At 64.7% G+C, this 24771-nt stretch carries 19 protein-coding genes; 3 read left to right on the top strand and 16 right to left on the bottom strand.

Annotated elements, in window-relative coordinates:
- Positions 1-68: 68 nt before the first annotated feature.
- Genes ACYQ6W_RS04050 through ACYQ6W_RS04030 form a run of 5 tightly spaced genes read right to left on the bottom strand, consistent with a single transcriptional unit; the run spans position 69 to position 5012 of the window.
- Positions 69-890 (bottom strand): carbohydrate ABC transporter permease, encoded by an 822-nt coding sequence (locus ACYQ6W_RS04050; RefSeq protein ID WP_459673724.1) that lies wholly within the window; start codon positions 888-890, stop codon positions 69-71.
- Complete coding sequence (locus ACYQ6W_RS04045) at positions 887-1780, bottom strand: carbohydrate ABC transporter permease (protein WP_459673723.1); 894 nt, start codon at positions 1778-1780, stop codon at positions 887-889. Before ACYQ6W_RS04045 ends, ACYQ6W_RS04050 begins: the two co-directional genes overlap by 4 nt.
- 31 nt (positions 1781-1811) lie before the next feature.
- On the bottom strand, positions 1812-3038 hold the full coding sequence (locus ACYQ6W_RS04040) for an ABC transporter substrate-binding protein (RefSeq protein WP_459673721.1): 1227 nt from the start codon (positions 3036-3038) through the stop codon (positions 1812-1814).
- Positions 3039-3091: 53 nt separating this feature from the next.
- A complete protein-coding gene (locus tag ACYQ6W_RS04035; RefSeq protein ID WP_459673720.1) occupies positions 3092-3979 on the bottom strand; it encodes a sugar phosphate isomerase/epimerase family protein in 888 nt (295 codons plus the stop codon).
- Positions 3980-3989: 10 nt separating this feature from the next.
- The gene (locus ACYQ6W_RS04030; protein WP_459673718.1) at positions 3990-5012 is read right to left on the bottom strand and encodes a Gfo/Idh/MocA family protein; all 1023 of its coding nucleotides are present in this window, start codon (positions 5010-5012) and stop codon (positions 3990-3992) included.
- Between the two features lie 120 nt (positions 5013-5132).
- On the opposite strand from ACYQ6W_RS04030, the gene ACYQ6W_RS04025 reads away from it, so the two are divergent.
- Positions 5133-6209: a LacI family DNA-binding transcriptional regulator gene (locus ACYQ6W_RS04025; RefSeq protein ID WP_459673717.1), complete on the top strand. Its 1077-nt coding sequence runs from the start codon at positions 5133-5135 to the stop codon at positions 6207-6209.
- Positions 6210-6385: 176 nt separating this feature from the next.
- Entirely contained in the window at positions 6386-7156 is a 771-nt protein-coding gene (locus ACYQ6W_RS04020; RefSeq protein ID WP_459673716.1) for a glutamine amidotransferase, read from the top strand.
- A gap of 3 nt (positions 7157-7159) precedes the next feature.
- Here the strand turns inward: ACYQ6W_RS04020 and ACYQ6W_RS04015 are convergent, their stop codons facing one another.
- Genes ACYQ6W_RS04015 through ACYQ6W_RS04000 form a run of 4 tightly spaced genes read right to left on the bottom strand, consistent with a single transcriptional unit; the run spans position 7160 to position 12237 of the window.
- On the bottom strand, positions 7160-8788 hold the full coding sequence (locus ACYQ6W_RS04015; protein WP_459673715.1) for a phytoene desaturase family protein: 1629 nt from the start codon (positions 8786-8788) through the stop codon (positions 7160-7162).
- A gap of 4 nt (positions 8789-8792) precedes the next feature.
- Positions 8793-9860: an aromatic ring-hydroxylating oxygenase subunit alpha gene (locus ACYQ6W_RS04010; protein WP_459673714.1), complete on the bottom strand. Its 1068-nt coding sequence runs from the start codon at positions 9858-9860 to the stop codon at positions 8793-8795.
- Between the two features lie 23 nt (positions 9861-9883).
- Complete coding sequence (locus ACYQ6W_RS04005; protein WP_459673712.1) at positions 9884-11335, bottom strand: carnitine 3-dehydrogenase; 1452 nt, start codon at positions 11333-11335, stop codon at positions 9884-9886.
- On the bottom strand, positions 11332-12237 hold the full coding sequence (locus ACYQ6W_RS04000) for a beta-keto acid cleavage family enzyme (protein ID WP_459673711.1): 906 nt from the start codon (positions 12235-12237) through the stop codon (positions 11332-11334). Before ACYQ6W_RS04000 ends, ACYQ6W_RS04005 begins: the two co-directional genes overlap by 4 nt.
- 98 nt (positions 12238-12335) lie before the next feature.
- Between ACYQ6W_RS04000 and ACYQ6W_RS03995 the strand changes: the two genes are divergently transcribed.
- Positions 12336-13313: a GlxA family transcriptional regulator gene (locus tag ACYQ6W_RS03995; RefSeq protein ID WP_459673710.1), complete on the top strand. Its 978-nt coding sequence runs from the start codon at positions 12336-12338 to the stop codon at positions 13311-13313.
- A gap of 4 nt (positions 13314-13317) precedes the next feature.
- Here the strand turns inward: ACYQ6W_RS03995 and ACYQ6W_RS03990 are convergent, their stop codons facing one another.
- The 7 genes from ACYQ6W_RS03990 to ACYQ6W_RS03960 form a co-directional block, all read right to left on the bottom strand.
- On the bottom strand, positions 13318-15306 hold the full coding sequence (locus ACYQ6W_RS03990; protein ID WP_459673709.1) for a CocE/NonD family hydrolase: 1989 nt from the start codon (positions 15304-15306) through the stop codon (positions 13318-13320).
- Positions 15303-16940 carry an ABC transporter ATP-binding protein gene (locus ACYQ6W_RS03985; RefSeq protein WP_459673708.1) on the bottom strand — a complete coding sequence of 546 codons (1638 nt, stop codon included), beginning with the start codon at positions 16938-16940 and terminating at the stop codon, positions 15303-15305. Before ACYQ6W_RS03985 ends, ACYQ6W_RS03990 begins: the two co-directional genes overlap by 4 nt.
- Before the next feature lie 2 nt (positions 16941-16942).
- The gene (locus ACYQ6W_RS03980; protein ID WP_459673707.1) at positions 16943-17791 is read right to left on the bottom strand and encodes an ABC transporter permease; all 849 of its coding nucleotides are present in this window, start codon (positions 17789-17791) and stop codon (positions 16943-16945) included.
- Between the two features lie 13 nt (positions 17792-17804).
- On the bottom strand, positions 17805-18755 hold the full coding sequence (locus ACYQ6W_RS03975) for an ABC transporter permease (RefSeq protein WP_459673706.1): 951 nt from the start codon (positions 18753-18755) through the stop codon (positions 17805-17807).
- A 16-nt stretch (positions 18756-18771) separates the two neighbouring features.
- The gene (locus tag ACYQ6W_RS03970) at positions 18772-20331 is read right to left on the bottom strand and encodes an ABC transporter substrate-binding protein (protein WP_459673705.1); all 1560 of its coding nucleotides are present in this window, start codon (positions 20329-20331) and stop codon (positions 18772-18774) included.
- A gap of 243 nt (positions 20332-20574) precedes the next feature.
- Positions 20575-22209, bottom strand: coding sequence for an APC family permease (locus tag ACYQ6W_RS03965; RefSeq protein WP_459673704.1), 1635 nt, complete (start codon positions 22207-22209; stop codon positions 20575-20577).
- A gap of 165 nt (positions 22210-22374) precedes the next feature.
- Positions 22375-24714, bottom strand: a complete 2340-nt coding sequence (locus tag ACYQ6W_RS03960) for a penicillin acylase family protein (protein ID WP_459673703.1) — start codon at positions 24712-24714, stop codon at positions 22375-22377.
- Between the last annotated feature and the right edge of the window lie 57 nt (positions 24715-24771).

Genomic DNA, 24771 nt, shown 5'->3' with positions numbered 1-24771 from the left:
CGTCTTGCTGCCGGTTCTTTGCCGGTCTCTGCCTATGGCTCAGCCTAACACGGATTGGGCGGCCACCGTCACTTCAACGCGCCCGCCGTGAGACCGCTGACGATCCGCCGCTGCAGCAGCACGAAGAGGAGCAGGATCGGCGTCACATAGATAGCGGAATAGGTCATCATGCCATTCCAATCACTGGTATTGGGGCCGAGAAAGGCCGAGAGGCCCACCGTCGCCGTCTGCAAATCATCCTCCGCGATCATCGACCGCGCATAGACATATTCCCCGAAGCTCTGCAGGAAGACGAGGATGCCCGTGACGAGAATGCCGTTGCGGGCGAGCGGCAGTACGATGCGGAAGAAGGCCCCGATCCGGGAGGCGCCATCCACCAGGGCCGCCTGTTCCAGTTCGAGCGGAATCTGGCCCAGATTGGCGCGCGTCAGCACGATGTAGAAGGGCATAACCTTGGCCACTTGCGCCAGAATAACAGCGAGACGCGGCATTTGCAGCAAGCCCACCTCGCTGAAACCCACGAAGAGGGGCGTCACCATCAACGAGGACGGCAGCACCTGCATCATCAGGATGGCGAAGAGCGCCGCATCGACCCAGCGCGTGCGATAGCGCGCGAGCACCCGCGCGCAGCCCGTGCCGATCACCACGCAGATGAGGGTGACGCCAGCCGCGATGAGGAAGGAATTGCCTAGATAGGTCGCCATCTCGTGCTGCACGAAGACACGGCCGACGCTCCAGACGAGGCTGTGCGGTACCAGATGCGGCGGATAGACGAACAGCTCCTGGCCCGGCTTGAGCGCGCTGACGTACATCCAGTAGAGCGGAAACAGATAGAGGCCGGTGAAGATCAGCCCGAGACCGAGCAGAAGCGGCCGCCGCATCGCCTTCATGCCTGCTGCTCCCCACGGGTGGAGCGGACATAGAGCAGTGCAACGACAATGACGACGAGGATCATGAAGACAGCGACGACACTGCCACCCGCAATGTCATAGGTCTCGAACGACAGCTGCCAGGACCAGTATTGCGCGACGTTGGAGGCATTGGAGGGCCCTCCTTGGGTGAGTGCCGCCACCAGATCGTATTGTTGCAGGGTGAAGATGATGCTCAAGGACAGTACGGCGCCGAGCGTCGCGCGCATCATCGGCAGAGTGACGAACAGAAAGCGCCGCAGCGGCCCCGCGCCATCCAGCGCCGCAGCCTCGTAGACATCGGCCGGAATGGCGGCAAGCCCCACGGATAGCAGCAGCATGTTGAACGGAATGCCGAGCCAGACGTTGGCAATGACAAGCGAATAGAGCGCGACATCCGGGTTGGCGATCCAGAAGATATGGCCGTGCACGATGCCGATCAGATTGAGCAGATAGTTGACCACACCGAAATCACCGGCCAGGAGCCAGCGCCAGATGGCGCCGACGACCAGAGCAGGCATGACCCAGCCGGCAAGGAACAAGCCGCGAAGCGTCGCAGCCCCCGGAAAATCCTGCCGAAAATAGATCGCGAGCCCCAACCCGAGGACGAGTTGAAAGACGACGGAGAGAGCGACAAAAATCGCCGTGTTCTCCGCCACGCGCCAAGCGATCGGCATCGCCAACACATGCGCATAGTTGCGTAAGCCGACGAAGGGCCGCGCGAGCGTGCCCAGAGTGAACATGTCGATCTTCTGCACCGACATGAGGACGGTGTAGAGCATCGGCAACGCTGCAAAGAGAAAGAGATAGACGAGAGCCAAGGTGACGAGCGTGACATCGAAACCCGCCCCGTCCCTCCAGGCCGCGCGCATCCTGCTGCTCACCGCTTGACCCGAACGAAGCTCACTGGGTCGCCACGGCATCGACGGCCTTCTGCGCCGTGGCCAGGGCCTGGGCCGCGGTCGCCTGATGCGTCAATGCAGCCTGGATCGCGTTTTGAATAGCCTGGGAGATATCGGCCCAATGCGGATTGGGGCCCCGTACCCGCGCAGTCTGAAGCGCCTGCAGAAAGATGCCATATTCAACCGGCCATTTCGGGTGGTCCACCGTCACGTGCGATGCGGGCAGGAAGCCCGAGTCGTTCCAGACATGCGGCATCTGGCTGTTGAGGTATTCGAGGAAGGCGAAGGCCTCCTTCGGATGCTTCGAGCGCGCAAGGATAACGTTGTCGCCTTCGCCCAGCGCGGAGACGTGCGGGCTTCCGGCGGTCATGGTAGGAAGCAAAGCGACGCGGTACTCGAATTTGGCGTCGTGCGCCATGCGGGGCAGCTCCCAGGGCCCGGAAATCGCCATGGCCGCATTGCCGGCATTAAAGGTCGCGGTGGAGTCGTATTGACTGCGCACCAGCGTATCGGGCGACGCAAGCTTCTCATCGATCAGCTTCTGCCAGAACTCGAGCGCCTTGACGTCACCCGGCGTATCGAGCCTGTTGTAGTCGCCACCTGCCATCTGAATCCACGGCAGGAATTGGAAGGTTCCTTCTTCCGACGCAACCGCGGAAAAAGCCAGGCCGTAGACGTGCTTCGCCGGGTCCGTCAGCTTCTTCGCATCATCATAGAGCTCTGCCCAGGTCTGCGGCGGCTTGTTCGGGTCGAGCCCGGCCGCCTTGAACATATCGGCATTGTAGTAGAGGGCAAGCGTATTGGCGCCGCGCGGCAGGCCATACACGGCATCGCCATATTTCACGGCAGAAAGGGGGCCTGGATAGAACTGCGAGAGGTCGACCGTCTTCGACTGGGCGATCATCGGCGCCAGGTTGAGCAGCATGCCCTTCGACCGAAAGAGGTCGATATAGGGATTGTCGATGTAGGAGATGTCGGGGCCGCCGCCGGTAATGGCCGCCCGCGCAAGATCGTTGTTGATGTCCTGAAACTGGACGTGCTTGACGTGAATGGTGACATCGGGATGGAGCGCCTCGTACTGCTTCGCCAGCGGAAACATGTACTGGTTCTCGAAATCGACCGTCCAGACATTGAGGGTGACGTGCGCGGCCTGCGCCCGGGCGGTGGCAACCAGGCCAAAGGCGGCGACGCAGGCAAGTCCAGCGCCAAGGCGTTGCAGGCGAGACATGGGCTTCCTCCTTTTGATTGAATGATCCTGGCGCCTCTTGCGGGCGCTTCCGGTCAGATCGGATTAGGCACGAAATCCCCGCCGCGGCAGCGCTGGAGATGCTGTAGCGCCGCGACTTGGCCCGTCATCTCCAAGGCATCGCGATAGACAGGGTCATGCCAGCCCTCGATGTCGATGGCACCGCGATAGCCCACCCGGCGCAGTTCCGAGATGATGTCCGTCCAGTTCGAATCGCCGAAGCCCGGCGTGCGCATGTAGACGAAGGGATGCTTGCCGAAGATGCCATGACGACGGATGACATCCCACCGGATGGTCGCATCCTTGCCGTGGACGTGAAAGATGCGGGAAGCCCACTGCGCAATCTGCGGCAGCGGATCGATGAGATAGACCATCTGATGACAGGGCTCCCATTCGAGGCCCAAATTCTCATGCGGCAGCTCGTTGAACATCATCTCCCAGGCATCGGGATTGTGCGCAATGTTCCAGTCTCCCGCTGCCCAGTTGCCGTCCATGGCGCAATTCTCGAAGGCGATGCGCAGACCACAATCGGCTGCCCGGTGGGCAAGCTCACCCCACACCGCGCGGTAGCGCGGCACGCTATCCTCGATGGGGCGACCCCGGAGACGACCCGTGAAGCCCGCGATGGTGGTGGCGCCGAAGAGATGAGCATGGTCGATGAGCTGCCGCCATCCATCCAGCGTTTCACGACCGAGGTCATCCTCCTCCAGCGGGTTACCGAACATCCCGAGGGTCGACATCGTGACGTCGCGGTCTCCGATGGCTTCACGGAGGTCTTCGGCCAAGCGCGGCAGATCGGCGCCCCCCAGCGTCTGCCAAAAGAACGGTTCGATGCTCTCGAAACCATGCGGCAGAATCTGCTGAACATAGCTCGCGGCCACTCCGCCATTGCATCTCACCATCGTGCCGATGCGCAAATCCATCTGCCGTCTCCTAGCTCGTGATCGCCACGCGGGCACCACCTTCCGCACTGCGGATGGCGCCCATGACCATGGCAAAGCTCTTGATATTGTCTTCACCCCGCGTCTCGGGCGCAGCTCCGCCGCGCACGGCCGCCAGAAAATCCTGCATCACGCCGCGGTGGCCGCCGATGACATCACCCGCGGCGAGCGGCGGAATCTCGATTTCACTGGCCGTATCGAAAAGCCGCTGCCGCGGCGGCCCGACGCGCTCCGCACGGATGTCATCGTGACCATCCCACATCAGGCTGCCGTTCTCGCAGAGAATCCGCCACGAACTCTCCCAAGAGGTGCCGAGGCCTTGCGCCACCCAGCTGCCGCGATAGGTGAAGAAGGCGCCGCCCGTCATCTCAAAGATGGCGGCGGCCGCGGCATCATGCGCGAACCAGGAGCCGACTGGATTCCATTCGCGGGCGTAGACGGCCTCCGCGTCGCGCCCAGACAGGCAGCGCGCGGCATCGAAGGTGTGAATTGCCATATCAAGAAGCAGAACGTGACGCATCTCCTCACGGAAGCCGCCGAAATGTGGGCCGAGGAAGAAATCACAATGCAGGCTGGTCACCGGGCCGAGTGCCGCCGAATCGAGCAGCCGGCGAATGCGGCGGATGGGGGCGATGTAGCGGCGGTTCTGCACGACGGCATGAATGCGTCCCGCAGCCTTCGCTCGGTCCAGGAGATCGGTTGCCTGCTCCAAAGTCTCGGCCATCGGCTTTTCCGTCAGTACGTGGCATCCGCGCGAGAGAGCATGGGAGACGAGCGCATGGCGCGCCACCGGAACCGCGACATCGAAGAGAATATCGGGCCGCAGTCCGTCGATCATCGCCGGCGCATCGGCCCCCGTTTCCGCGGGCTTGCCCCAAAGCGCCGCGGCCTCTTCGGCCCGCGCGCGATCGAGATCAACGAAACCGACGATTTCCAGATCCGCACAGCTCTTGGCCGCCTCGATCCAGCCGGCGCTCATCGCGCCACAGCCAACCAGCACCGCGCGCAGGCTCATCCCGTCGCGTCTCCTCTCCCGTGGCCGCCTCTTCTCCCCTTGGGGTGGAGGCTAGTCCGTAAACGTTTACGACGGTATGTTCAGGATGGTGAAGAAGTCAAGTCAAAGCTAAGGTGCCTTGTGCCCAAACCTAAAAGCCCCAGTGTTTCACCCGCATCGCCCCTTCCCGTCGCAGCCGGTATCCGGGATCTGGCCGCCCATCTCGGCGTGTCCATCGGCACCATTTCGCGCGCCCTGAACAACCGCCCCGACGTCAATCCCGAGACGCGGCAGCGGGTCATCGCCGCGGCGGCGGCCATGGGCTATGTCGCCCAGCAATCCGGGCGCAGCCTGCGCAAGGGCACAACGCATACGATCGGCTTGTTGTGGGAAATCCCGCAGGGTCGCGAGGCATACGGCGAACCCTTCTTCCTATCGCTGTTCGGCGGCACCCAGCAGGTGCTGAGCGCCCATGACTATGACCTCGTCATCATGCCGGACCAGCCGGACAGCGGCGCCGACCCGCTGGCGCGGTTGCGACGGATCGTTCAACGCCGGCAGGTGGATGCATTGATCCTGCCCTGGACGCGTGCACACGATCCCCGGCTCGACTATCTGGCCGAGGCCGGCCTCCCCTTCGCCACATTGGGGCGCAGCCTGTCCGGCGGGGACCATCCCTGGCTCGACCTGGATTTCGAAACGGCGGGAGCCTCGGCCACCGCCCGTTTCGTCGTCTCCGGTCATCGCAGGATCGCCATCGGCATGCCCGCCGACAGCCTCATGCAAAAGCGCTTCTTCCTGGCCGGCTACCGCGCTGCCCTGAAGCGCGCCGCCCTCCCTTTCGATCGCAGCCTTGTCGCAGAGGGCGAGGTAACCCCTGCCGGGGGCTATGCCATCGCCACCCGCTTGCTAGCGCTGGAGCCGAGACCCACGGCCATTCTCGCCATCGACAGCGGCATGGCCGTCGGCATCTATCGTCGCCTTGCAGAACTGGGCTTGCGCTGCGGCGCGGATGTTGCCGTCATCGGTGGGGTTCATGACACACCCATGACGGAGTTCCTCGTGCCTGCGTTGACCTGCTTCAGCCTGGACACGGCGGCCCTCGGCCGTCGACTGGCGGAGATCTTGCTCGCCCGTCTGGCAGGAGAGGGCGCGATGGCACGCGAGCTTTGGCCGCTCACCCTGGTGCCGCGACAAAGCGATCAGCATGCTGACTGAGCAGCCGCGCCGCTGCACCCGCTTCGCAGGCTCTTGACGAACCGTTTCGAGGAACCCAAACCTGCGGTATCGTCGGGTGTGCGCCTTCTGGCCTCGCCGCCTGCGCCGGCGAGCGCCACGGGTTCAACGGACCGGTGCCCGTGGGTCCGCGGCTCTGCTTAAGGAAAGATGTGATCGTGACAAAGACGAAGGTGCTGCTGGTCGGCGAAAGCTGGGTGAGCTCCGCGACCCACTTCAAGGGGTTTGATCAGTTCGGAAGCGTGACTTTTCATCTCGGCGCGGAGCCGCTGGTGGCCGCCCTGCGCGACACGCGCTTCGAGCTGACCTACATGCCGGCCCATGAGGCAGCCGAGGGCTTCCCGTTCGATGCCGAAGGTCTCGCCTCCTATCGGGTCATCCTCCTCTCCGACATCGGCGCCAATACGCTGCTGCTGCCACAAAGCGTTTGGCTGAACGGACGCCCCGTGCCGAACCGTCTCAAACTCATCCGCGACTGGACGGCCGCAGGCGGCGGCCTTGCCATGATCGGCGGCTATTTCAGCTTCCAAGGCATCGATGGCCGCGCCCGCTGGCGCCGCACGCCGGTCGAGGAGGCGCTGCCCGTCACCTGCCTGCCCTATGACGACCGGATCGAGGTGCCCGACGGCTTCCGGGCCGAGGTCGTCGCTCCCGCACATCCCATTCTCGCGGGGATCGAGGAGGAATGGCCGCTGCTGCTCGGGGCGAACGAGGTGGAGGTGCGGCCCGGGGCCGAGGTGCTGGCGCGTCTGCCGGCCACAGAGGGGGGGTTTCCTCTCCTCGTCACCGGAGGTCATGGCCACGGCCGCACCGCCGTCTGGACCTCCGACATCGGGCCCCATTGGGTGCCCAACGACTTCATCGCCTGGCCCGGCTACGCCACCCTCTGGCGCAACCTTCTCGGCTGGCTGGCGGGCTCTGCCGCCTGATGGCTAGAGCCGCCGCGCCTTGAGGTCCCTCAGGATCTCACGTGCGGCGTTGTGACCCGGAATGCCGGAGACGCCACCGCCCGGGTGGTTGGACGAGCCACAGAGGTAGAGCCCCTTCACCGGCGTGCGGTAATCGGCATAGCCCGAGACAGGGCGCTGAAAGAAGAGCTGGTCCGCGGCGAGTTCGCCATGGAAGATGTGGCCCTGCGGCAGTCCGACGATGCGCTCCAAATCAGGCGGCACCAGGGTCTGCTCGGCGATGATGTCCCCCGAAAAGCCAGGTGCGTAGTTGTCGATCGCCTTGAGCACGGTCTTCTTGAAGTTCTCCTTCTCGGTTGCCCAGTCTCCGTTCTTCAGCGCGTAGGGTGCGTGGCCACCGAAGACGTTGACGATGTGCTTGCCTGGCGGCGCCAGCGTATCGTCGACGATGGTCGGGGTGCAAAGCGTCATGAAGGGTTCGGTTGAATACCGGCCGTGCTTGGCATCGTCATAGGCGCGCTCGAGATAATCGATATCCGGCGCGATGTGGCAATAGGTGGGATAGGGAAAGCTGCCGAGCGAGCCATCCGCCTTCGCCTTCTCCAGAATCCGATATTGCGGGGGCCGTTCGCAGGCAATGTTCATCTTGAAGGCGGTGGAGAAGGTGCGATAGCCACGTGCCTCGCGCCGTACTTCGGCTGGGACTGCGCTTTCGGGCAGCATGTCGAGGTAGACAGTCTTGGCGTTGATACCGGAGGCGATGACCTTCGCACGAAAAACATCACCGGAGGTCGTCACGACTTCCCGCGCCCGACCGCCTGCTACGCGGATTTCCGCAACGGGGCTTTCGGTGAAGATCTCCACCCCTTTTTCGCGCGCCGACGCGGCAAGCGCTTGGGTGATGGCACCCATGCCGCCCTTGATGAATCCCCAGCCGCCCGCCCCTTCATGCTCACCCATGATGTGATGCATGATGACATAGGCAGAGCCAGGACTTTTGGGACCCGCGAACGTGCCGATGGAGGCGTAATAGGCGAGACACGCCATCACCCTGTCGTCTTCGAACCATTCGCAGAGATAGTCATAGGCGCTCATGGTCAGGAGATCGACCAGGCGATACATCTTCCGCCCGATCTTGCGGTATTTCCAAAGCAATCCGGCCGATTCGCGAAAGCTCTTCCAGTCGCGCCGCGCCGGATCGACCGGCGTCTCCCAGAGCAGGGAGCGGACGATCTTCGTCGCCTCCTGCAGATAGGCATCGAAGACCGGATAGATGTCGGCATCGTGCTTCGAGAATTTGGCAAAGCTTTCCTGCGTCTTCTTCATGTCCTCCGAGAAGAGGATGTAATCATCGTAAGAGACGGAAGAGATCATGTCGGAACAGGGCAGCACGGTCAGGCCGTGCCGGGGCAATTCAAAATCTCGGATGATGCGGGGATGCAGCAGGCTCATGAGATAGGAGAAGATCGACGCGCGGTAGCCGGGTGCGATCTCCTCCGTCACCGCAGCTCCGCCGATGACCGCACGACGCTCCAGCACCGCAACCTTCAAGCCTCGGCGCGCCAGATAATTCGCGCAGACGAGGCCGTTATGCCCGCTGCCAATGACGACGGCATCGTAGCTGCGTGCGGCGGCGGTCATCCCATCCGGCATCGTCCTAACCCTCCAGCCCAGGAAGGGCAGCACGCACCATGTCCTGGAACGCCTTCACCGCCTGCTCCTGCCGGGGGGACAGGATGCCGCGATCATAGATGCCGGTTTCGAGGTTGCGCTGTACGCCGGTGACGATCTCGAGGTCTTCCGTGATGATCTGAGCCGACCAGGCGGCAGAGCGCGCATTCTCCTCGGCCTTCTCCGGGTTGATGTCGGAGAAGAGATACCAGTTGATATGACGCAGCCGACCGGCGCCCAGAGGTTCCACGGTTGCGATGGAACTCCCCCATTCGTAGAAATTCAGCATGAGGGAGGGAAAGCGGTAGAAGTAGAGCCCATCCGTCATGCCGCCATCACGCTTCGGCCCGTAGAGGTGGAACAGGCCGTGCTCGGGATAGGAATCGATCGTATAGCGGCTGATGTCGAGGCTTTCGCACAGCCCCGGATGCATGCTGGGGCAGTGATAGCATTCGAGATAGTTCTCGCCGTAGGCTTTCCAATCCACCGCGACGTCCCGGTTCTTCTCCGAGAAGTACTTTTGGCGCTCCAGGGGATAGTGCGCCGCAAGCGGCACGATGGGACCCAGCCAGTCGACGAGACTGGGGCCCTCGGTGACAATGCGGATGAAGACCAGGCCACGCCACTCATCGGCCGAGATGGGAAAGAGCGACCACTGATCGGGGTCAACGGCGCCTTTGCCAGCACCGAACGCAGCCGCACGGATCAGCGTGCCGTCGAGGTCGTAGGTCCAGCTGTGATAGGGGCAACGCACCACGTCCCCCTTCATGTGGCCGCATGGTTCCTGCGTGAGCATCGCCGCACGATGGCGACACACGTTATGAAAACCCCGCAGACTGCCGTCATTCTGTCGTACCAGAATGATCGGATAGCCGATGATGGTGCCGGTCAGGAAATCACCCGGGTTCGGGAGCTGGTCGCTGCGGCCGAAGAGCAGCCATTCGCGGGCGAAGATGTCACGTCGCTCGCGTTCGAAGAGAGCGGGGTCGCGGTAGAGCGATGCCGGCAGAGTGGGCACCACAGGCGGCAGGTCAGGCCTTTCGATGACGGACATCGCTCACTCCGCTTGCTGTTTCCTCATTTCATTCCGACGCTGTGCCCGGCCTCCGAGGGCCAAGGCAGCGCGCCTTGCGTCTCCAGAAGCTTCGCCAGTGCCTGCTGCACCTCGGGTGCCGCCGCCGTCGCGCGATGCGCCTTGGCATCCACATGCAGCAGCATCTGCTCCCCGGTCGCAACCTCCGCGCCGTCCGCACGCATGATGCGGTGGAACAGGTGCAAGCGCTTCTCGTCGAGCGCCAGGATTTGCGTCGTCACGGTATAGACATCGTCGCGCTTCAACTCGCCGAGATGACGGATGTGGCTTTCCACCGTGTAGTAGCTGAAGCCGCGGGCGAGCATCGCCGCATCCATACCGATGCGGGCGAGCAGCACATCGGTCGCATCACCGCAGATCTGAACGTAGCGGCTGTCATTGACGTGGCCATTATAGTCGATCCACGCCTCCGGCACTCGGCCTTCGCACAGCCGCAGCGGCGCCCCATCGGCGCTTCCTTGCCGCAACTGCGTCTCGAAGCCAGCGAGTGTGGCGCCGGCGCCAAACTCCTGTGCCTTGAGAGCGCGCATAATGCTGATGAGACAATCGTCGCGCTTCGCCTCCAGGGCGCGGAAGCCCCAGTGGCCGGACTGGTCATCGGACTGGCGCGCGACAAGATCGACCAGTTCCTCCGTGAACTCCGGCACCTCCATCAGCTTGGTCCAGGGCAGTTTCAGGGCAGGCCCGAACTGCGCCATGAAATGGCGCATCCCTGCCTCACCTCCAGCCAGGCGATAAATCTGAAAGGTGCCCATGAAGGCCCAGCGCAGGCCGGCGCCGTAGCGGATGGCATCATCCACCTCGGCGACCGTGGCAACGCCATCATGCACGAGCCAGAGCGCCTCGCGCCACAGGGCTTCGAGCAGACGATCGGCGATAAAGCCGTCGATCTCCTTGCGCACATGCAGCGGCTGCATGCCGATGGCGGTAAAGAAATCCCCCGCCCGTTCGATGCTTTCGGGCCTGGTCTTCTCCCCGCCGCACAGTTCGACGAGCGGCAGGAGATAAACCGGGTTGAAGGGATGGGCGACGAGGAATCGCTCCGGATGACGCATCTCCGCGGAGATGCGCGTCGGCAGCAGGCCGGAGGTGGAGGAGCAGACGAGCGCACCAGGTTTTGCCGCCGCATCGATCTCACCCAGAAGCCTCTGCTTGATGCTTTCGACTTCGGGAGCGCTTTCTTGAATCAGGTCAGCCTCCGCAACCGCCTCCGCCAGGCTCGCGGCGAAACGCAGCTGGCCCATGGGCGGGAGAGGTGCGGCGATGAGCTTCTTCCACGCGCGCTCTGCGAGGGCGACCATCTCACGCAGACGACGTTCGGCTTCGGGATGCGGGTCGAAGACCGTCACATCATAGCCCGAGAGCAGGAAGCGTGCGGCCCAGCCGCCACCGATGACACCGCCACCGACGACGGCGCATTGCCGGATCGCGCTCATCCCATGCTTCCCAGGCGCTTTTCGAGCTTGAGCTTGGCCCGCACCTCCGCGGGTCCCAGGATGCGGGCGCCCATGCTCTCCGCCGTGCGCGCCGCCCGCTCCACCAGTTGGCCGTTGGTCGCGGGCACACCGCGCGCGAGCCAGATATTGTCTTCGAGCCCGACACGAATGTTGCCACCGGCGAGCAGGGCCATCGCGGCATAAGGCAGCTGCATCCGGCCGATGGAAAAGGCGGAGAAGATCGCACCTGGCGGCAGATTGGCCACCATGGCCATCAACGTCTGCGGATCATCCGGCGCACCGTAGGGGATGCCCATGCAGAGCTGGATAAGCACCGGATCCTCGATCAGCCCTTCGCGAATCAGCTGTTTGCAGAGAACGAGGTGCCCGGTATCGAAAACCTCGATTTCCGGCCGCACGCCCAGCGCCTGCACGCGCGCCGCCATGGCCCGCAGCATGCCCGGCGTATTCGTCATCACGTAGTCGCCCTCGGCAAAGTTCATCGATCCGCAGTCGAGAGTGCAGATCTCTGGCAAGAGCGCGGTGACATGGGCGAGCCGCTCCTCCGCCCCCACCATGTCCGTGCCACGAGGGTTGAGCGGCAGCGGGTCCTCCACGCCGCCGAGCACGAGATCCCCACCCATGCCGGCAGTCAGGTTGATGATGACGTCGACATCGGCCGCGCGGATGCGCCGCACCACCTCGGCATACAAGGCCACGTCTCGCGCGCCGCGCCCGGTTTCTGGATCCCGGACATGAATATGGGCGATCGCAGCACCCGCCTTCGCTGCCTCGATGGCAGCCTCGGCGATCGCCTGGGGCGTGATCGGCACATGCGGGTTCTTGCCCGCGCTGTCTCCCACGCCGGTCACGGCGCAGGTGATGAAAGCCTCCCAGTTCATGCACGACCTCTTGGCGAAGAGACGGAAGCGTGCCGTCGCACCGCTGCCTCTGCTATACGAAACACGAAGTTGTTCATCCTGAATGCGAAGGGCTTCGCATGAGTCCGCGGTTGGTCGATGTCCTCGTGCTGGAGCAGTTCTCGCTCATGTGCCTCGCAGCCGTGATCGAGCCGCTGCGCGCGGCGAACCGTGTGGCGGCCGCGCCCCTCTATCGCTGGCGGCTGCTGTCCCGCGACGGCGGCGCGCCGATCAGCACCTCTGGCGTGCGGGTCGGCGTCGACGGCCCTTTCGTCGCGGAGGGGGAGCGCGCCGCGCTCTTCGTTCTCGGTTCCTTCAACGCGCGGGCCACCGACCGCAAGCTCTCGGCGGATCTCCGCCGGGCAGCGCGCCCCCGGCCCGCCATCGCCGGGATCGAGGCAGGGTCCTGGCTGCTGGCCCGCGCCGGGCTGCTGGATGGCTTCTCCGCGACGACCCATTGGGAAGACCTGCAGGAATTTGCGGAAAGCTTTCCCAAGATCGCGGTCGCCAAGGACCGCTTCGTGATGGACCGCAACCGCTGGACGGCCGGGGGCGCGGCCCCCGCGCTCGACATGATGCTGACGATGCTGCGACGCGAGCATGGCCTACCGCTGGCACTCAACGTCGCGAGCGTCTTCATCTATGACCAGACGCAGGCAAGCTCGGCCCCTCAGCCGGTGGTGTCGCTAGGTCGGCTACTGGCGGATGACCCGGCGCTCGCGACCGCCATCACCCTCATGCAGAGCCATCTCGAGGAGCCGCTGCCACTGACCGAGATCGCGGATGGGGCCGGTGTGCTGCTGCGCACGCTGCAGGCGCGTTTTCGCGCCCAGCTCGGCCAATCGCCCCATGCCTATTATCTCGACCTGAGGCTGGCCGCCGCCAAGCGCATGCTGGAACAGAGCGCGGCGAGCGTCGCCGAAGTCGCGATGGCGCACGGCTTCGGGTCGGCTTCGGCCTTCGCCCGCGCTTTCCGCCAGCGCTTCGGCCAGAACCCGCTCGCGGCCCGCGCCGCCATGCGCATGCCCTTCCCCCCGGCCACCGGGCGGATGGGCTGAGGTCTCAGAGACAGTCGCGGGGAAAACGCTCGTCCCAATCACGCTCGGCCACGCGCACGCCATTCTCGAAAGCGCGGAGCTTGCCCGTCATGCGGAACTGCGTCGCCGTCCCGGTCATCTCCGTCTCGGTTTCGATGCGGATGCGCCACCCATCGCGGCCAAGCTCGAAGCTCTGCGTGATGGCGGAGCGTGCGGAGAAGGGGTCGTCGGCCTGGACGGTGAGCCGACGGCTGAGCGCATGATCGACGCTGAGGTCGATGTCGTCGAACCGCTCCACCCCTTCGCCGAACAATCCACCCTCACCGATGGTCTCATAGGTTGCGGTGCCGGTGAGGCTGTCGAGGCTCACGCGCCGCGTGGCGCGGCTGTCGGCGAGCTTGGTGACGGGTGCAGAGGGGCCATGGGCGGGCGGCGGCAGAGCAAGCGGGGCCTCGTTCACCGCCTGACGCACCGGCAAGGCGAGCCGGCTGGCCGCGCAATCGACGGTGAGGGTGGCGGGATCCGGAGCGGGCCAGAGAATTGGCCAGTAGGCGGTGGAGAGGGCGATGCGGAGGCGACAGCCGGGTGCGAAGCGATGGCCGCAGACCTTCAGCCGCACCGGCACGTCATAGAAATGGCCGGGTTCGAGCGGCGCGGGCACGGCCGAACCCGCCCAATGGGCGAGGTTGAGCACGGCATAGCTCACCCGCTGACTTGCGCCGTCCGGCGCCACGTCACACAGCCGCACCGCGATCTGGCCGAGCGGCTTGTCCGCCGCGAGCCTCAGCGTGAGGATCGGATTGCCCAAGACCTCCAACGGCTCGGCCAGCGGCGCGCTGTCGAAGAGCAGCGAGAACCCATCATCCCCACGCTGATCGCCCGGCATGTCCCCGGCAACCCCGGTGCCCATCCACTCGCCGCAGCCGGTGCCCGCCCAGAGGGGCGACCGGATGCTGCGGAGGCCGGAGATGCCGCCGCCCAAGCGGCCGTCTGCGCTGAGTGGCAGAAGCATGTCTTGGACATGCGGGCTAGGCCAAGTGGGCTCGCCGCGCCATCGTCCTTCCGCCTGAACTTTGGTCGAAGAGACCGGGCTCTGCGCGTCTTCGACGAAGGCGCGCAGCATCGGCTCGGCCATGATGCCGCGATCCTCGCCCTTCAGCCAATGATCCCACCAGCGCACCGCTTCCTGCAGGAAGCCGATGGCCGGGCCCGGCACGCCATCCTGCGGATAGATATGCGCCCAGGGCCCGATGAGGCCGAGGCGCGGCACCGTCAAATGTTCGAGCAGTTCCGGCACGGCATTGGTGTAGGAATCGGCCCAGCCGCCGACGGCCATGACCGGGCACTGGATCGCCGACCAGTCCTCGCAGACCGAGCCATGGCGCCAATAGCCGTCCCGCCGCTGATGGGCGAGCCAGAGCGCCGGCCAGAAGGGCATCCGCTGCAGCCGCTCCAGCCATTGCGCGCGCCAATCCTCCCCGCGCAGAAGGGGATCGGCCGGCCGGGCCTGAAAAGCCAGCATGATCGCGCCCCACCAGTGATTGTCGTTCAGCAGGCCGCCGCCCATGTAGTGGATGTCGTTCGCGAAACGGTCGGTCGTGGAGCAGACGGTGAGAATGGCGCCCAAGGCCGGCGGCCGGCGCGCTGCCACCTGCAGGCAGTTGAAGCCGCCCCAGCTCTTGCCCATCATGCCGACACGGCCGCTGCACCAGCTCTGGCGGCTGATCCAGTCGATCACGTCCAGCGCGTCATCCTGTTCCTGGACGAGATATTCGTCCTCCAGGAAGCCATCGGATTCACCGGCGCCGCGCATGTCGACGCGGATCGCGGCATAGCCATGGGCTGCGAAAAACCCATGCATCGGCTCATCCCGCCCGCGCGTGCCGTCCCGCTTGCGATAGGGGATATATTCGAGGATGGCCGGCACGGGTGCTGGATCATCCGGCAGCCACAGCCGCGCGGCGAGGCGCGTCCCATCGGCCAGCGGAATCCAGAGATGCTCGGTCACCCTCATGCGAACGCCGTTTCCCCTTGCCCTCGCCAGACGTCCCGGCGGGCCAACGCCTCGTCCAGCCAATCAGTCCGCATCTCAGGCACGGAGAGCAGCAGCCGTCGGGTATAGTCATCGGGCGGATTGTCGAAAATCTCCGCCGTCGGCCCCTCGGCCACCATGCGGCCCTTCAGCATGACGACGGTGCGATGCGCGATGCGCTTCACGGTGCCGAGGTCGTGCGTGATGAAGAGATAGGAGACGCCGAGCTCGTCCTGCAGCGCCTTGAGGAGCTTCAGGATCTCTTCCGCGACCAGCGGATCGAGCGCCGAGGTCACCTCGTCGCAAATCACGAGATCGGGCCGCGCCGCGAGCGCGCGGGCGATGCAGATACGCTGCTTCTGCCCGCCCGACAATTGGCCTGGATAGCGCCCGGCGAAATCCTCGGGCAGGCCAACACGAGTCAGCAATTCAGCGACGCGGCCGCGCACGGTGCCTGCATTCGCCTTGTCGAAGAAGGCGACGGGGCGGCCAAGGATCGCGCCGATCGTCTGACGCGGATTGAGCGCGATGTCCGGCAGCTGATAGATGAGCTGGATGCGTCGCCGCTGCTCGAGACTGCGGGCCTTGTACGAAGCGGGCAATGGCGTGCCGGCAAAGCGGAAGCCACCCGAGCCCGGCACGATCTGCCCCACCGCGGCATAGGCCAGGGTCGATTTGCCTGAGCCCGATTCGCCCACCACCGCCACCGTCTCGCCCCGCGCCACGGTGAACGCCACGCCTTGCGCCGCCTTGACCGGACCAAAGGAGACGGAGACGGAATCGACCGCCAGGACGGTTTCCCCTCGCGCGGCTTCCGCCACGCCATGCGCCTGCATCACCGCCTGACGCTCCGCGACGAGCGCGCGCGTATAATCCTCCCGCGGCGCCATCAGCACCTGCTGGGTGCTGCCGGTCTCCACCATGCGGCCGTGGCGCAGCACCATGATGCGGTCGGCGATTTGGGCAACGACGGAGAGATCATGTGTAACGTAGAGCGCCGCCGTCCGATGCTCGCGGATGAGTTCACGCAGCTTCGCTAGGACCTCGATCTGGGTGGTGACGTCGAGCGCCGTGGTCGGCTCGTCCAGCACCAGAAGATCAGGCTGGCAGGCCATGGCCATGGCCGCCATGGCCCGCTGCAACTGCCCGCCCGACGCCTCGTGCGGGTAGCGCGCGCCGAACCGATCAGGTTCCGGCAGATCGAGCGCCCTGAAGAGCTCCACGGCGCGAGCCTCCGCCTCCCGCCGGCTCATCAAGCCATGCCGGATCGGTCCTTCCGTCACCTGAGCGAGCAAGATCTTGGCGGGGTTGAAGGCGGCGGCGGCACTTTGTGCGACATAAGCGACGCGCAGGCCGCGAATCCCTTCCCGCCCCTTCGCGTTCAGCTTGCGTAAATCCTGATCGCCGAGGCGGATCTCGCCGCCCGTGATGCGGCAGCCGGGGCGGGCGTAGATGAGCGGTGCGAGGCCGAGGGTCGATTTGCCGGCACCCGACTCTCCGATCAGGCCGAGAACCTCGCCGCGATGCAAATCCAGGTCGATGTCGTGGGTAAGGACCGCGCCATTGGCGGCTTCGATCCGCAGGCCGCGGATGCGGAGGAGGAGATCCTCGGACATGCTCACACCTCCGCTCGTGCGCCGGCCGGCATGGCGTGCAGCGACAGCAGCCAGTCGACCACCAGATTGACCCCGATAGTAACGATGGCGATGGCCGCGGCCGGGTAGAGCGGCGCATAGCCGCCGAAGCTGATGGATTGTGCATTCTCATGCACCATGCTGCCCCAATCGGCATAGGGCGGTTGGATGCCGAGGCCGAGAAAACTCAGCGAAGCGATGAAGAGAAAAGTGAAGCAGAAGCGCAGGCCGAATTCGGCCAGCAGCGGCGGCAGCGCGTTCGGCAGGATTTCGCGGAAAATGATCCAACCCAAGCCCTCGCCGCGCAGCCGCGCCACTTGGACGTAATCCATCACCGCGATGTTCATGGCGACGGCGCGTGCCAGACGGAACACCCGCGTCGATTCGAGGATGGCGATGGTCGCGATCATGATCGGGATGGAAGTGCCCAACACCGCGAAGACCATGAGACCGAAGATGAGGATCGGCATGGCGAGGAGGATGTCGACGATGCGCGATAGGATATTGTCCACGACCTTGTTGGTTGCGGCCGCCAGGAAGCCCAAGCCTACGCCGATCATCATCGTGAAAAAGGTCGCGATCAGGGCGATGCTGACGGAGGTGCGGCCGCCAAAGATGAGACGGGAGAGCATGTCGCGCCCGATGCTGTCGGTGCCGAGGAGATGTGCCGCACTCGGCGCATCCCAAACGCTGCCGACGATTTTCGTCTGCGGATAAGGGGCGAGCCAGGGTGCGAAGAGGATCATAGCGAGCGTCGCCAGCAGGATCATCCCGCCGATCCAGGCAGTGACGGGCACAGCCTTTGCCGGGCGGCGTCGCTTTCTCTCACTCATGCGCAAATGCCCTTCACCGCCGGCGCAGCCGCGGATTAGCCAGCGCCGAGAGAATGTCGGCGAGCGTGTTGAGGCCGATGAAGACGATGGCGAAGACGAGGCCGCAGGCCTGCACCACGGGGAGGTCTCGCTTCGAGACCGCATCGACCATGAGCTGGCCGACACCGGGATAGACGAAGACGACTTCGACCACGACGACGCCGACGACGAGATAGGCGAGATTGATCGCGACCACGTTGATGATCGGCGCCAGCGCGTTGGGCAGGGCATGAGCCAGCACCACGCGGCGGCGCGACAGGCCCTTGAGGAAGGCGGTCTCGACATAGGGGGCCGACATGACCGCCAGCGTCGCCGTTCGCGTCATCCGCAGCATATGGGCGACGACGACCAGGGTGAGAGTGAGCGCCGGCAGGGTGGTGGCGTTCAGCCGGTCCCAGAAGCCGAGGCCGGGATAGACGGTCGCGAGGCTCGGCAGCCAGCCGAGCTGCGAGGCGAAGATGACGATCAGGATGTAGCTGACGAAGAACTCAGGAAAGGAAATGGCGGCGAGACTCAGAATATTCGCCGTGCGGTCCAGGATGCCGTTCTCGCGGATGGCCGACAGAATGCCGAGGCCGACGGCCAGCGGAACGGCGATAATGGCCGCGAAGGCTGCCAGAAACAGCGTGTTCCAGAGCCGCGGTAGCAGCACACCGGCGATGGGCGTGCCGGTGGTGAGGGACTGGCCGAGATCACCCTGCAGCACGCCCCAGAGCCAGTGGAGATACCGCAGATAGGCGGGTTCATTGAGGCCGAGCTTGGCACGCAGCGCCGCTACCGCATCGGGCGTCGCCGACTGCCCGAGAAGCGCAGTCGCGACGTCTCCTGGCAGCAACTGCGTGCCTAGATAAAGCAGGATCGAGACGGCCAGGAGGGTCAGAAGCCCCAAAGCCGCACGCTCCGCGACGAAGCGCAGGATCGCCATCCCCGGTGCCGGCGCGCTAGCTCAGCCAGACCTTCTCGCCGATACGCTGGCCCATGAAATCGAACATCGGATTGGGCTTCATGCCTTGCACCTTGTTCGATCCCGCCTCCAGATAGTCGATGAAGATCGGAATGAGAGCGCCGCCGGTCTCGGAGATCATGGCCTGCATCTGGCCGTACATCTCCTTGCGCTTGTCGTGGTCGAGCTCCACCCGGGCCTCGAGCAACAGCTTGTCGAAATCGGCGTTCTTCCAGAAGGTGTCGTTCCAGGGTGCATCCGATTTATAGGCGATGGTCAGCATCTGATCTGCCGTCGGCCGTCCACCCCAGTAGGACGCGCAGAAGGGCTTCTTCATCCAAATATTGTCCCAATAGGCATCGGCCGGCTGCTGCTTGATGTTGATGGTGATGCCGGCCGGGGCTGCTGCCTGCTGGAACAGCTGAGCCGCGTCCGTCGCCCCGGTGAACGCGACATCCGAGACGTCGAGATCGACCGAGAGCGAGCTGAGACCGGCCTTCTTGAGATAGAACTTTGCCTTGTCGACATCATAGGCGTGCTGCGGCAGTTCCGCGTTATAGAACTCGTTCGTCACGGGGATCGGCTGATCGTTGCCGAGACGGCCGTAGCCGCGCAGGACGGTATCCAGAATCTGCTGTCGGTTAATGCCGTATTTCATGGCCATCCGGACGTTGTTGTCCTTGAAGGGCGCATCCGTGCAGTTCATCACGAAAACGCCGTGCTGCCCCGCGGCGCTCTCGATGACATGCACCTTCGGCCGCTTCTTGAGCAGATCGACGGTGCGGGCATCGAGCCGGTTGATGGCGTCCACCTGGCCGGACAGAAGGGCCGCGGTTCGGGCCGAGACATCGTTGATGATCAGCGTCTCGATGCTGTCCACGTTGCCGCAACCGGCCTTCCAATAGGGCCGCGTCTTCTTCGTGATGCAGCGCACTCCCGCTTCGTAATGATCGAGCACGTAGCCTGCGGTTCCGATCGGGTTCTTCCAGTCGGTGAAGCCGTTCGGCACGACCAGGATGTGGTAGTCCGAAAGCAGAAAGGGCAGATCGGCATTGCCCTGGCTCATGGTGATCTGGATCTGATTGGCGGAGAGCTTCTTGATCTCGGAGATGCCGGTGAGAAAGGGCTTGGCCGGAGACGCGGAATTCCCGCGGTGCAGATTGATGGAATAGAGGATGTCGTCGGCGTCCAGCGTCTTGCCGTTGGAGAAGGTGATGTCGCGCCGCACGTCGAAAACCCACTCCGCCGCACCCGGCTTCGCCTCCCAGTTCATCAGCAACTCGGGAGTCGCCTTGTTGTGCTCGTCGATTTCGATGAGCCCGTTCATGATCTGGTAGCCGATGTTGACCGGCACCCATTGCAGATAGGTCGTTGGATTGAGGCTGTCGGTGGTGCTGCCGCCGCCCATGCCGAGGCGGAGGTGCCCGCCTTGTTTCGGCGCGGCGTCGGCCGCCCGCGCACCGAGGAAGGGAATGGAGGAGAGGCCGGCGGCCGTGCCTGCCAGGGCCGCCGCCCCCAGGAACTGACGCCGGTCAATCGCAGAGAAGGGCTTGCGCATAGTCAGCTCCCAAGATGAGGTGTCACGCTCAGGCTGAGACGGTGGCGCGCGGCCCCTCATGCCTCAGAGAGCGTCATGAATGAGACGCATATCAGCTTTCGAATGCTATCGTCGTGGAAACGCGGGAGAGTTGTCGATTGGCGACATGGGCTTCGTCCGAAGCCGACTGATCGCTTGCTGCGACCGCCGCCGCGTTGACGCGGCAGCGTCGAGGCCCGCCAGGCGCGGCGGGCCTCCTCAAGGTCAGATCAGATCCTTGGTGGTGCTGATGTCGGTCATGCGGGACATGATCGACACCGTATCCTCCGCCACCAGAGCGCTACGTAGAGCCAGCGCAATGACGACGAGGCTCCACACGACGGTGACGATGACTCCGGGCCAGAAGCTGAGGATGCCGAGGCCACCGCCGATGTCGGACAGAGCGGAGATCACCCAGACGCCGCCGAACCAGGGCAGCAGCCAGAAGATTTCGCGCCAGCCGAACTCCGCCGCCGGACGACGCGCAACGAGGTGGAACCAGCCCGCATAGGCGAGGAAGCCCACGAGCACGATCACCATGAGGACGGTGTTGGTAAGAAAGCCGGTCCAGAGCACGAGCAGGTTGCTGCAGATGAAGGCGGCCGGGGCGATGACGTTCGCGACCGGCAGATGGAAGGACCGGCGCGTTCCCGGCAGGTTGCGGCGCAGGACGAGGAGTGCGATCGGCCCTAGGCCGTAGGTCAGGACGGTGATGGAGGTGATGTAGTTGACGAGCAACTGCCAAGCGGGGAAGGGCAGCAGGAAGATGACGCCGACGATCCACATGACGGCGACCGCGAGCCAGGGCACCCGGGCGCCATTGAGCACGGTGAGCCATGCCGGGCCGCCGCGCATTTCGCCCATGGCGTAGAGGATGCGGGACCCGCCGGTGATGTACATGAGGCCGGTGCCGCCCGGCGAGACATAGGCATCGACGTAGAGAATGAAGGCAAGCCAGCCGAGGCCGAGGATCGATGCCAGGCCGGCGAAGGGGCCCATCGCGCCGGGGAAGTTCAGGTTGGCCCAGCCGTGGGCGAGGTCGGCCGGCGTGAGCGCGGAGAGGAAGCCGATCTGCAGCAGGACGTAGACGACGGCGCCGAGAATGACCGAGCCGATCACGGCGAGCGGAATATTGCGGCCGGGATTGGCAGTTTCGCCGCCCAGGTCAATCGCCGTGCGGAAGCCCAAGAAGCTGAAGACGATGCCTGCGGCGGGCAGAGCCAGGAAGATGCCCGTGGCGCTATAGCCGCCGGGATCGGCGTGCGCGGCACTCGGATGCCCCATAGAGACGATGATCAAGGTAATGGCCGTAACCACGGGAACCGCGACCTTCCACCAGGTGATCGTCGAGTTCACGCTCAGCAGCAGGCGGATGGCGAGCAGATTGAGTGCGGCCATGACAAGGAGCAGGAGGGCGCAGACGACGAAGCCGAGGCCCGTGAGGACGCCGCTGCCGCCCGGCACGATAAGACCGGGGATGTAGTTGTTCGCGTACGTGACAACCGCTTCGGTCTCCACCGCCGGCACGGGCACATAGGCGAGAAAGAGCATCCATCCCCAGATACGGCCGAGGCCGTCTCCATGGCTCGCGTGGCTCATATGGACGAGCGCGCCGCTCTTGGGAAACATCGAGGAGAGCTCGGCGAAGCAGAGCGCGATGAGCATGATGATGACGGCGCCCACCACCCAGCTCCAAACGGCGAGCGGGCCCGCGATTTTCGCAGCGTGGAAGGCACCGAAAAGCCAGCCCGAACCAATCATGCTGGTAGTACTGGCAAAAAGAAGGCCGATGATTTTTGCGTCACGACGCAGGGGGGCCGCGTGCACCGCCGAGGTGCCGCCGGCCGAAGGTTTGCTCATGAGCATCACTCCGAATCAGGGATAAAACGGAGTCTCCCTTAGAACGAAGGGCGTCTCGATGACAAATTGCTCACAGGGCGGTCATGGTTCGACATAGGTTTCAGCAGCAATCACTGCTTCTTGAGGACGAGGCAACACGCGAATGGCTCGCCTCTTTTGCCGGCATCAGCGCGCGGACAGGAGGGTGATGCGCATTTCAGTGGCGGCATCAACCGCATCCCTGCTGTATAGCATTGGGATAAACTGTCCGTACGCCCACAGCTCGGCCAAGTCTCCGTAATGCGGCGTGCGTGGATCACCCGACTGGCCGGGCGTGTTGATGCAGCGGCTGCAATCCCACTCACCGATGTCGAGCACCATGCGGAAGGAGGCGCCGAGCGTGACACGATAATCCGTCAGCCGGTAAGCCGCATTCATCGGAGACGATTCGCTGCCGCCCATCGGCATGGGGCCGATGTCCCATTCCGCGCCGCGGCTCCCCGCCAGCGCATGTTCGAAATAGGCCTGATGCACCCTGCCCCAACGCCAAGTCGCAGGATCCGACCCCATGCGCTCTACGCACTCTTCGTAGGCGCTTCGCAAGGTGCGACGCAGCAGTTCATCTCTCCGGTCATCGGAAGGATGCTCAAAAAACGTTTCTGGCGCTTCCAGGCGGGCTAGGATTGCCTCTGCATCGCCGATGCCGATGGCAGCTCGCAATTCCGCATCATCGACCGCTACAGCGACAACGGCCGGACGAAGATGCTTCGTCCACCACAGTTCCGAAAGGGCTGCGGCCGCGCTCTCGGCATGGAGGGTGCCGTCGAACGCTGCGAGCAAGCGGCAGGCCGCCGCCACCGTTTCCTCGTCGCGCGGCAGCTGCGCCGCCAGCCGCGCCAGGCGGCGGGCGGGCAGAGAGGTGACGTCCACCTGCAAGGCGCAGGAGGTCTGGACCGAGTGGCGCAGCGTAGCGGCAAAGACCTCCGCGATGCGGCGGGCGCGCGACGGCTCGATCCATTCATGTCCAATGGCGGCGGCGGGAAGCGGCCAGTCCGGCGGCACATTCTGCTCGTTCGCGGTCGCGACGAAGCCTTGCTCCGGGTTCAGCACATGGGGCAGATCGCCCGCACGGTAGAAACCCTGCCACTCGTAGCGGCCATCGCCCGGAACCGGTAGCAGGCCGCTCCAATTCGGGCGGATGGGGCTGTAGCCCGCCGCCATCCAGGCGATGTTGCCAGCGGTATCGGCATAGACCTGGTTCACCGCCGGCACGACCCAGCGCGTCATGTCCGCCGCGAAATCCGCGTGATTGCGGCGGCGCATGGAGGACAGGCTGACGAGATAAGCCGCCGCCCCTGGTTCCGACCAGACGGTGCGGAGCGCATAGGCCCGGTGCGCGCCCGCTTCCTCCAGCAGAACGGGCCCGTGGCGGGTGAATTTCAGCCGCAGGGTCTGCGCGGCCTCCCCGCGAACGGCCGCCTGCTCCTCCACCACACGCATTCGCTCCCACCCTTCGCCATAGCGATAGAGGTCAGGATCGTCCGGGTGGGTCTCATAGACATAAAGGTCTTCGCCATCAGGACCGAAGAAGAGAGTGAGACCAAAGCCGATGATGCCGTTATGGCCGGCCATGATGCCGGGGGCGCTCGGCTCCCCCGCGCCGATGCCATCGAACTCCGGGCAGGTGAGGTGGACGATGTAGCGGAGCGAGGGCACGGCATGGGCGCGGTGTGGATCATTGGCGAGAATCGGCCGCCCCGTCTCGGTCAGCCTCCCGGCAATCACCCAGTTGTTGGACCCCTGCCCCTCCGCGTCCCGCACCACCTCGCCCAGAGGTGTGACCTTCCGCCAGCGTGGCGCCTCCGCGAGCGTCGCTGCCAGGCGATCCGCGGTGAAGCGGACGGGGACGGCGGCCAGCTTGAAGAGATCGAGCACGGCCAGCGGAACCGAGGCATGATCCAGCCCGTCCGGCGCCTCGACCGTGAGCGGCGGATCGAGATTTTGCCGCAGCAGATCGGCCTCCGCCCCAGCCCCCGCCATCACCCGGGCACGGACGACTTCCGAGAGCAGGTTGCGCATCAGGGCATGACTACGGATCCGTACGACGTCTTCCGCCTTCCACTTTGCCGGTTGGGTGCCGAGTGCGACGAATTCCGGCGGCAGGCGCGCTGGCTCACGCGCCACGAGGTCGACATAGGCGTTGATGCCGCGCACGAAGGCTTCGCAGATATCCTGCGCATCGGGGGCATAGGTCGCCCATTCGGCCGCCATATCTCCGCGGTAGAGGAAGAGGCGGGCCGCGCGGTCCTGCTCCAGATAGCCAGGGCCGAAATCTTCGGCGAGCAGACCGAGGCCGCGCTTGCGCCAAAGGTCGATCTGCCATAGCCGGTCCCGTGCCGCGTTGAAGCCCTGCGCGAAGAAGAGATCGGTGAGGTTTTCGGCGCGGATATGCGGAATGCCCCAGCGATCGACGGCAATCGTCACGGGGGCGGAGAGACCAGGGACGGTCAGGGCTTCGTCGGTCATCTCTCCCCCCTAGGCGTATTGATGCAGCATCATGGAACAAGCGTGCGCCCGGGGGCA

Source organism: Acidisoma sp. 7E03, from assembly GCF_054665075.1.
Note: the sequence above shows the minus strand (reverse complement) of the source record. Positions and strands in the feature narration are given on the sequence as shown.

Coding starts and splice junctions, on each gene's coding strand:
- ACYQ6W_RS03975 (WP_459673706.1), bottom strand. CDS start 18,755: ATGGCGATCCTGCGCTTCGTCGCGGAGCGTGCGGCTTTGGGGCTTCTG.
- ACYQ6W_RS04040 (WP_459673721.1), bottom strand. CDS start 3,038: ATGTCTCGCCTGCAACGCCTTGGCGCTGGACTTGCCTGCGTCGCCGCC.
- ACYQ6W_RS04050 (WP_459673724.1), bottom strand. CDS start 890: ATGAAGGCGATGCGGCGGCCGCTTCTGCTCGGTCTCGGGCTGATCTTC.
- ACYQ6W_RS04005 (WP_459673712.1), bottom strand. CDS start 11,335: ATGAGCGCGATCCGGCAATGCGCCGTCGTCGGTGGCGGTGTCATCGGT.
- ACYQ6W_RS04045 (WP_459673723.1), bottom strand. CDS start 1,780: ATGCGCGCGGCCTGGAGGGACGGGGCGGGTTTCGATGTCACGCTCGTC.
- ACYQ6W_RS03965 (WP_459673704.1), bottom strand. CDS start 22,209: ATGAGCAAACCTTCGGCCGGCGGCACCTCGGCGGTGCACGCGGCCCCC.
- ACYQ6W_RS04035 (WP_459673720.1), bottom strand. CDS start 3,979: ATGGATTTGCGCATCGGCACGATGGTGAGATGCAATGGCGGAGTGGCC.
- ACYQ6W_RS04010 (WP_459673714.1), bottom strand. CDS start 9,860: ATGTCCGTCATCGAAAGGCCTGACCTGCCGCCTGTGGTGCCCACTCTG.
- ACYQ6W_RS03995 (WP_459673710.1), top strand. CDS start 12,336: ATGAGTCCGCGGTTGGTCGATGTCCTCGTGCTGGAGCAGTTCTCGCTC.
- ACYQ6W_RS03980 (WP_459673707.1), bottom strand. CDS start 17,791: ATGAGTGAGAGAAAGCGACGCCGCCCGGCAAAGGCTGTGCCCGTCACT.
- ACYQ6W_RS04015 (WP_459673715.1), bottom strand. CDS start 8,788: ATGCCGGATGGGATGACCGCCGCCGCACGCAGCTACGATGCCGTCGTC.
- ACYQ6W_RS03985 (WP_459673708.1), bottom strand. CDS start 16,940: ATGTCCGAGGATCTCCTCCTCCGCATCCGCGGCCTGCGGATCGAAGCC.
- ACYQ6W_RS04000 (WP_459673711.1), bottom strand. CDS start 12,237: ATGAACTGGGAGGCTTTCATCACCTGCGCCGTGACCGGCGTGGGAGAC.
- ACYQ6W_RS03960 (WP_459673703.1), bottom strand. CDS start 24,714: ATGACCGACGAAGCCCTGACCGTCCCTGGTCTCTCCGCCCCCGTGACG.
- ACYQ6W_RS03970 (WP_459673705.1), bottom strand. CDS start 20,331: ATGCGCAAGCCCTTCTCTGCGATTGACCGGCGTCAGTTCCTGGGGGCG.
- ACYQ6W_RS04030 (WP_459673718.1), bottom strand. CDS start 5,012: ATGAGCCTGCGCGCGGTGCTGGTTGGCTGTGGCGCGATGAGCGCCGGC.
- ACYQ6W_RS03990 (WP_459673709.1), bottom strand. CDS start 15,306: ATGAGGGTGACCGAGCATCTCTGGATTCCGCTGGCCGATGGGACGCGC.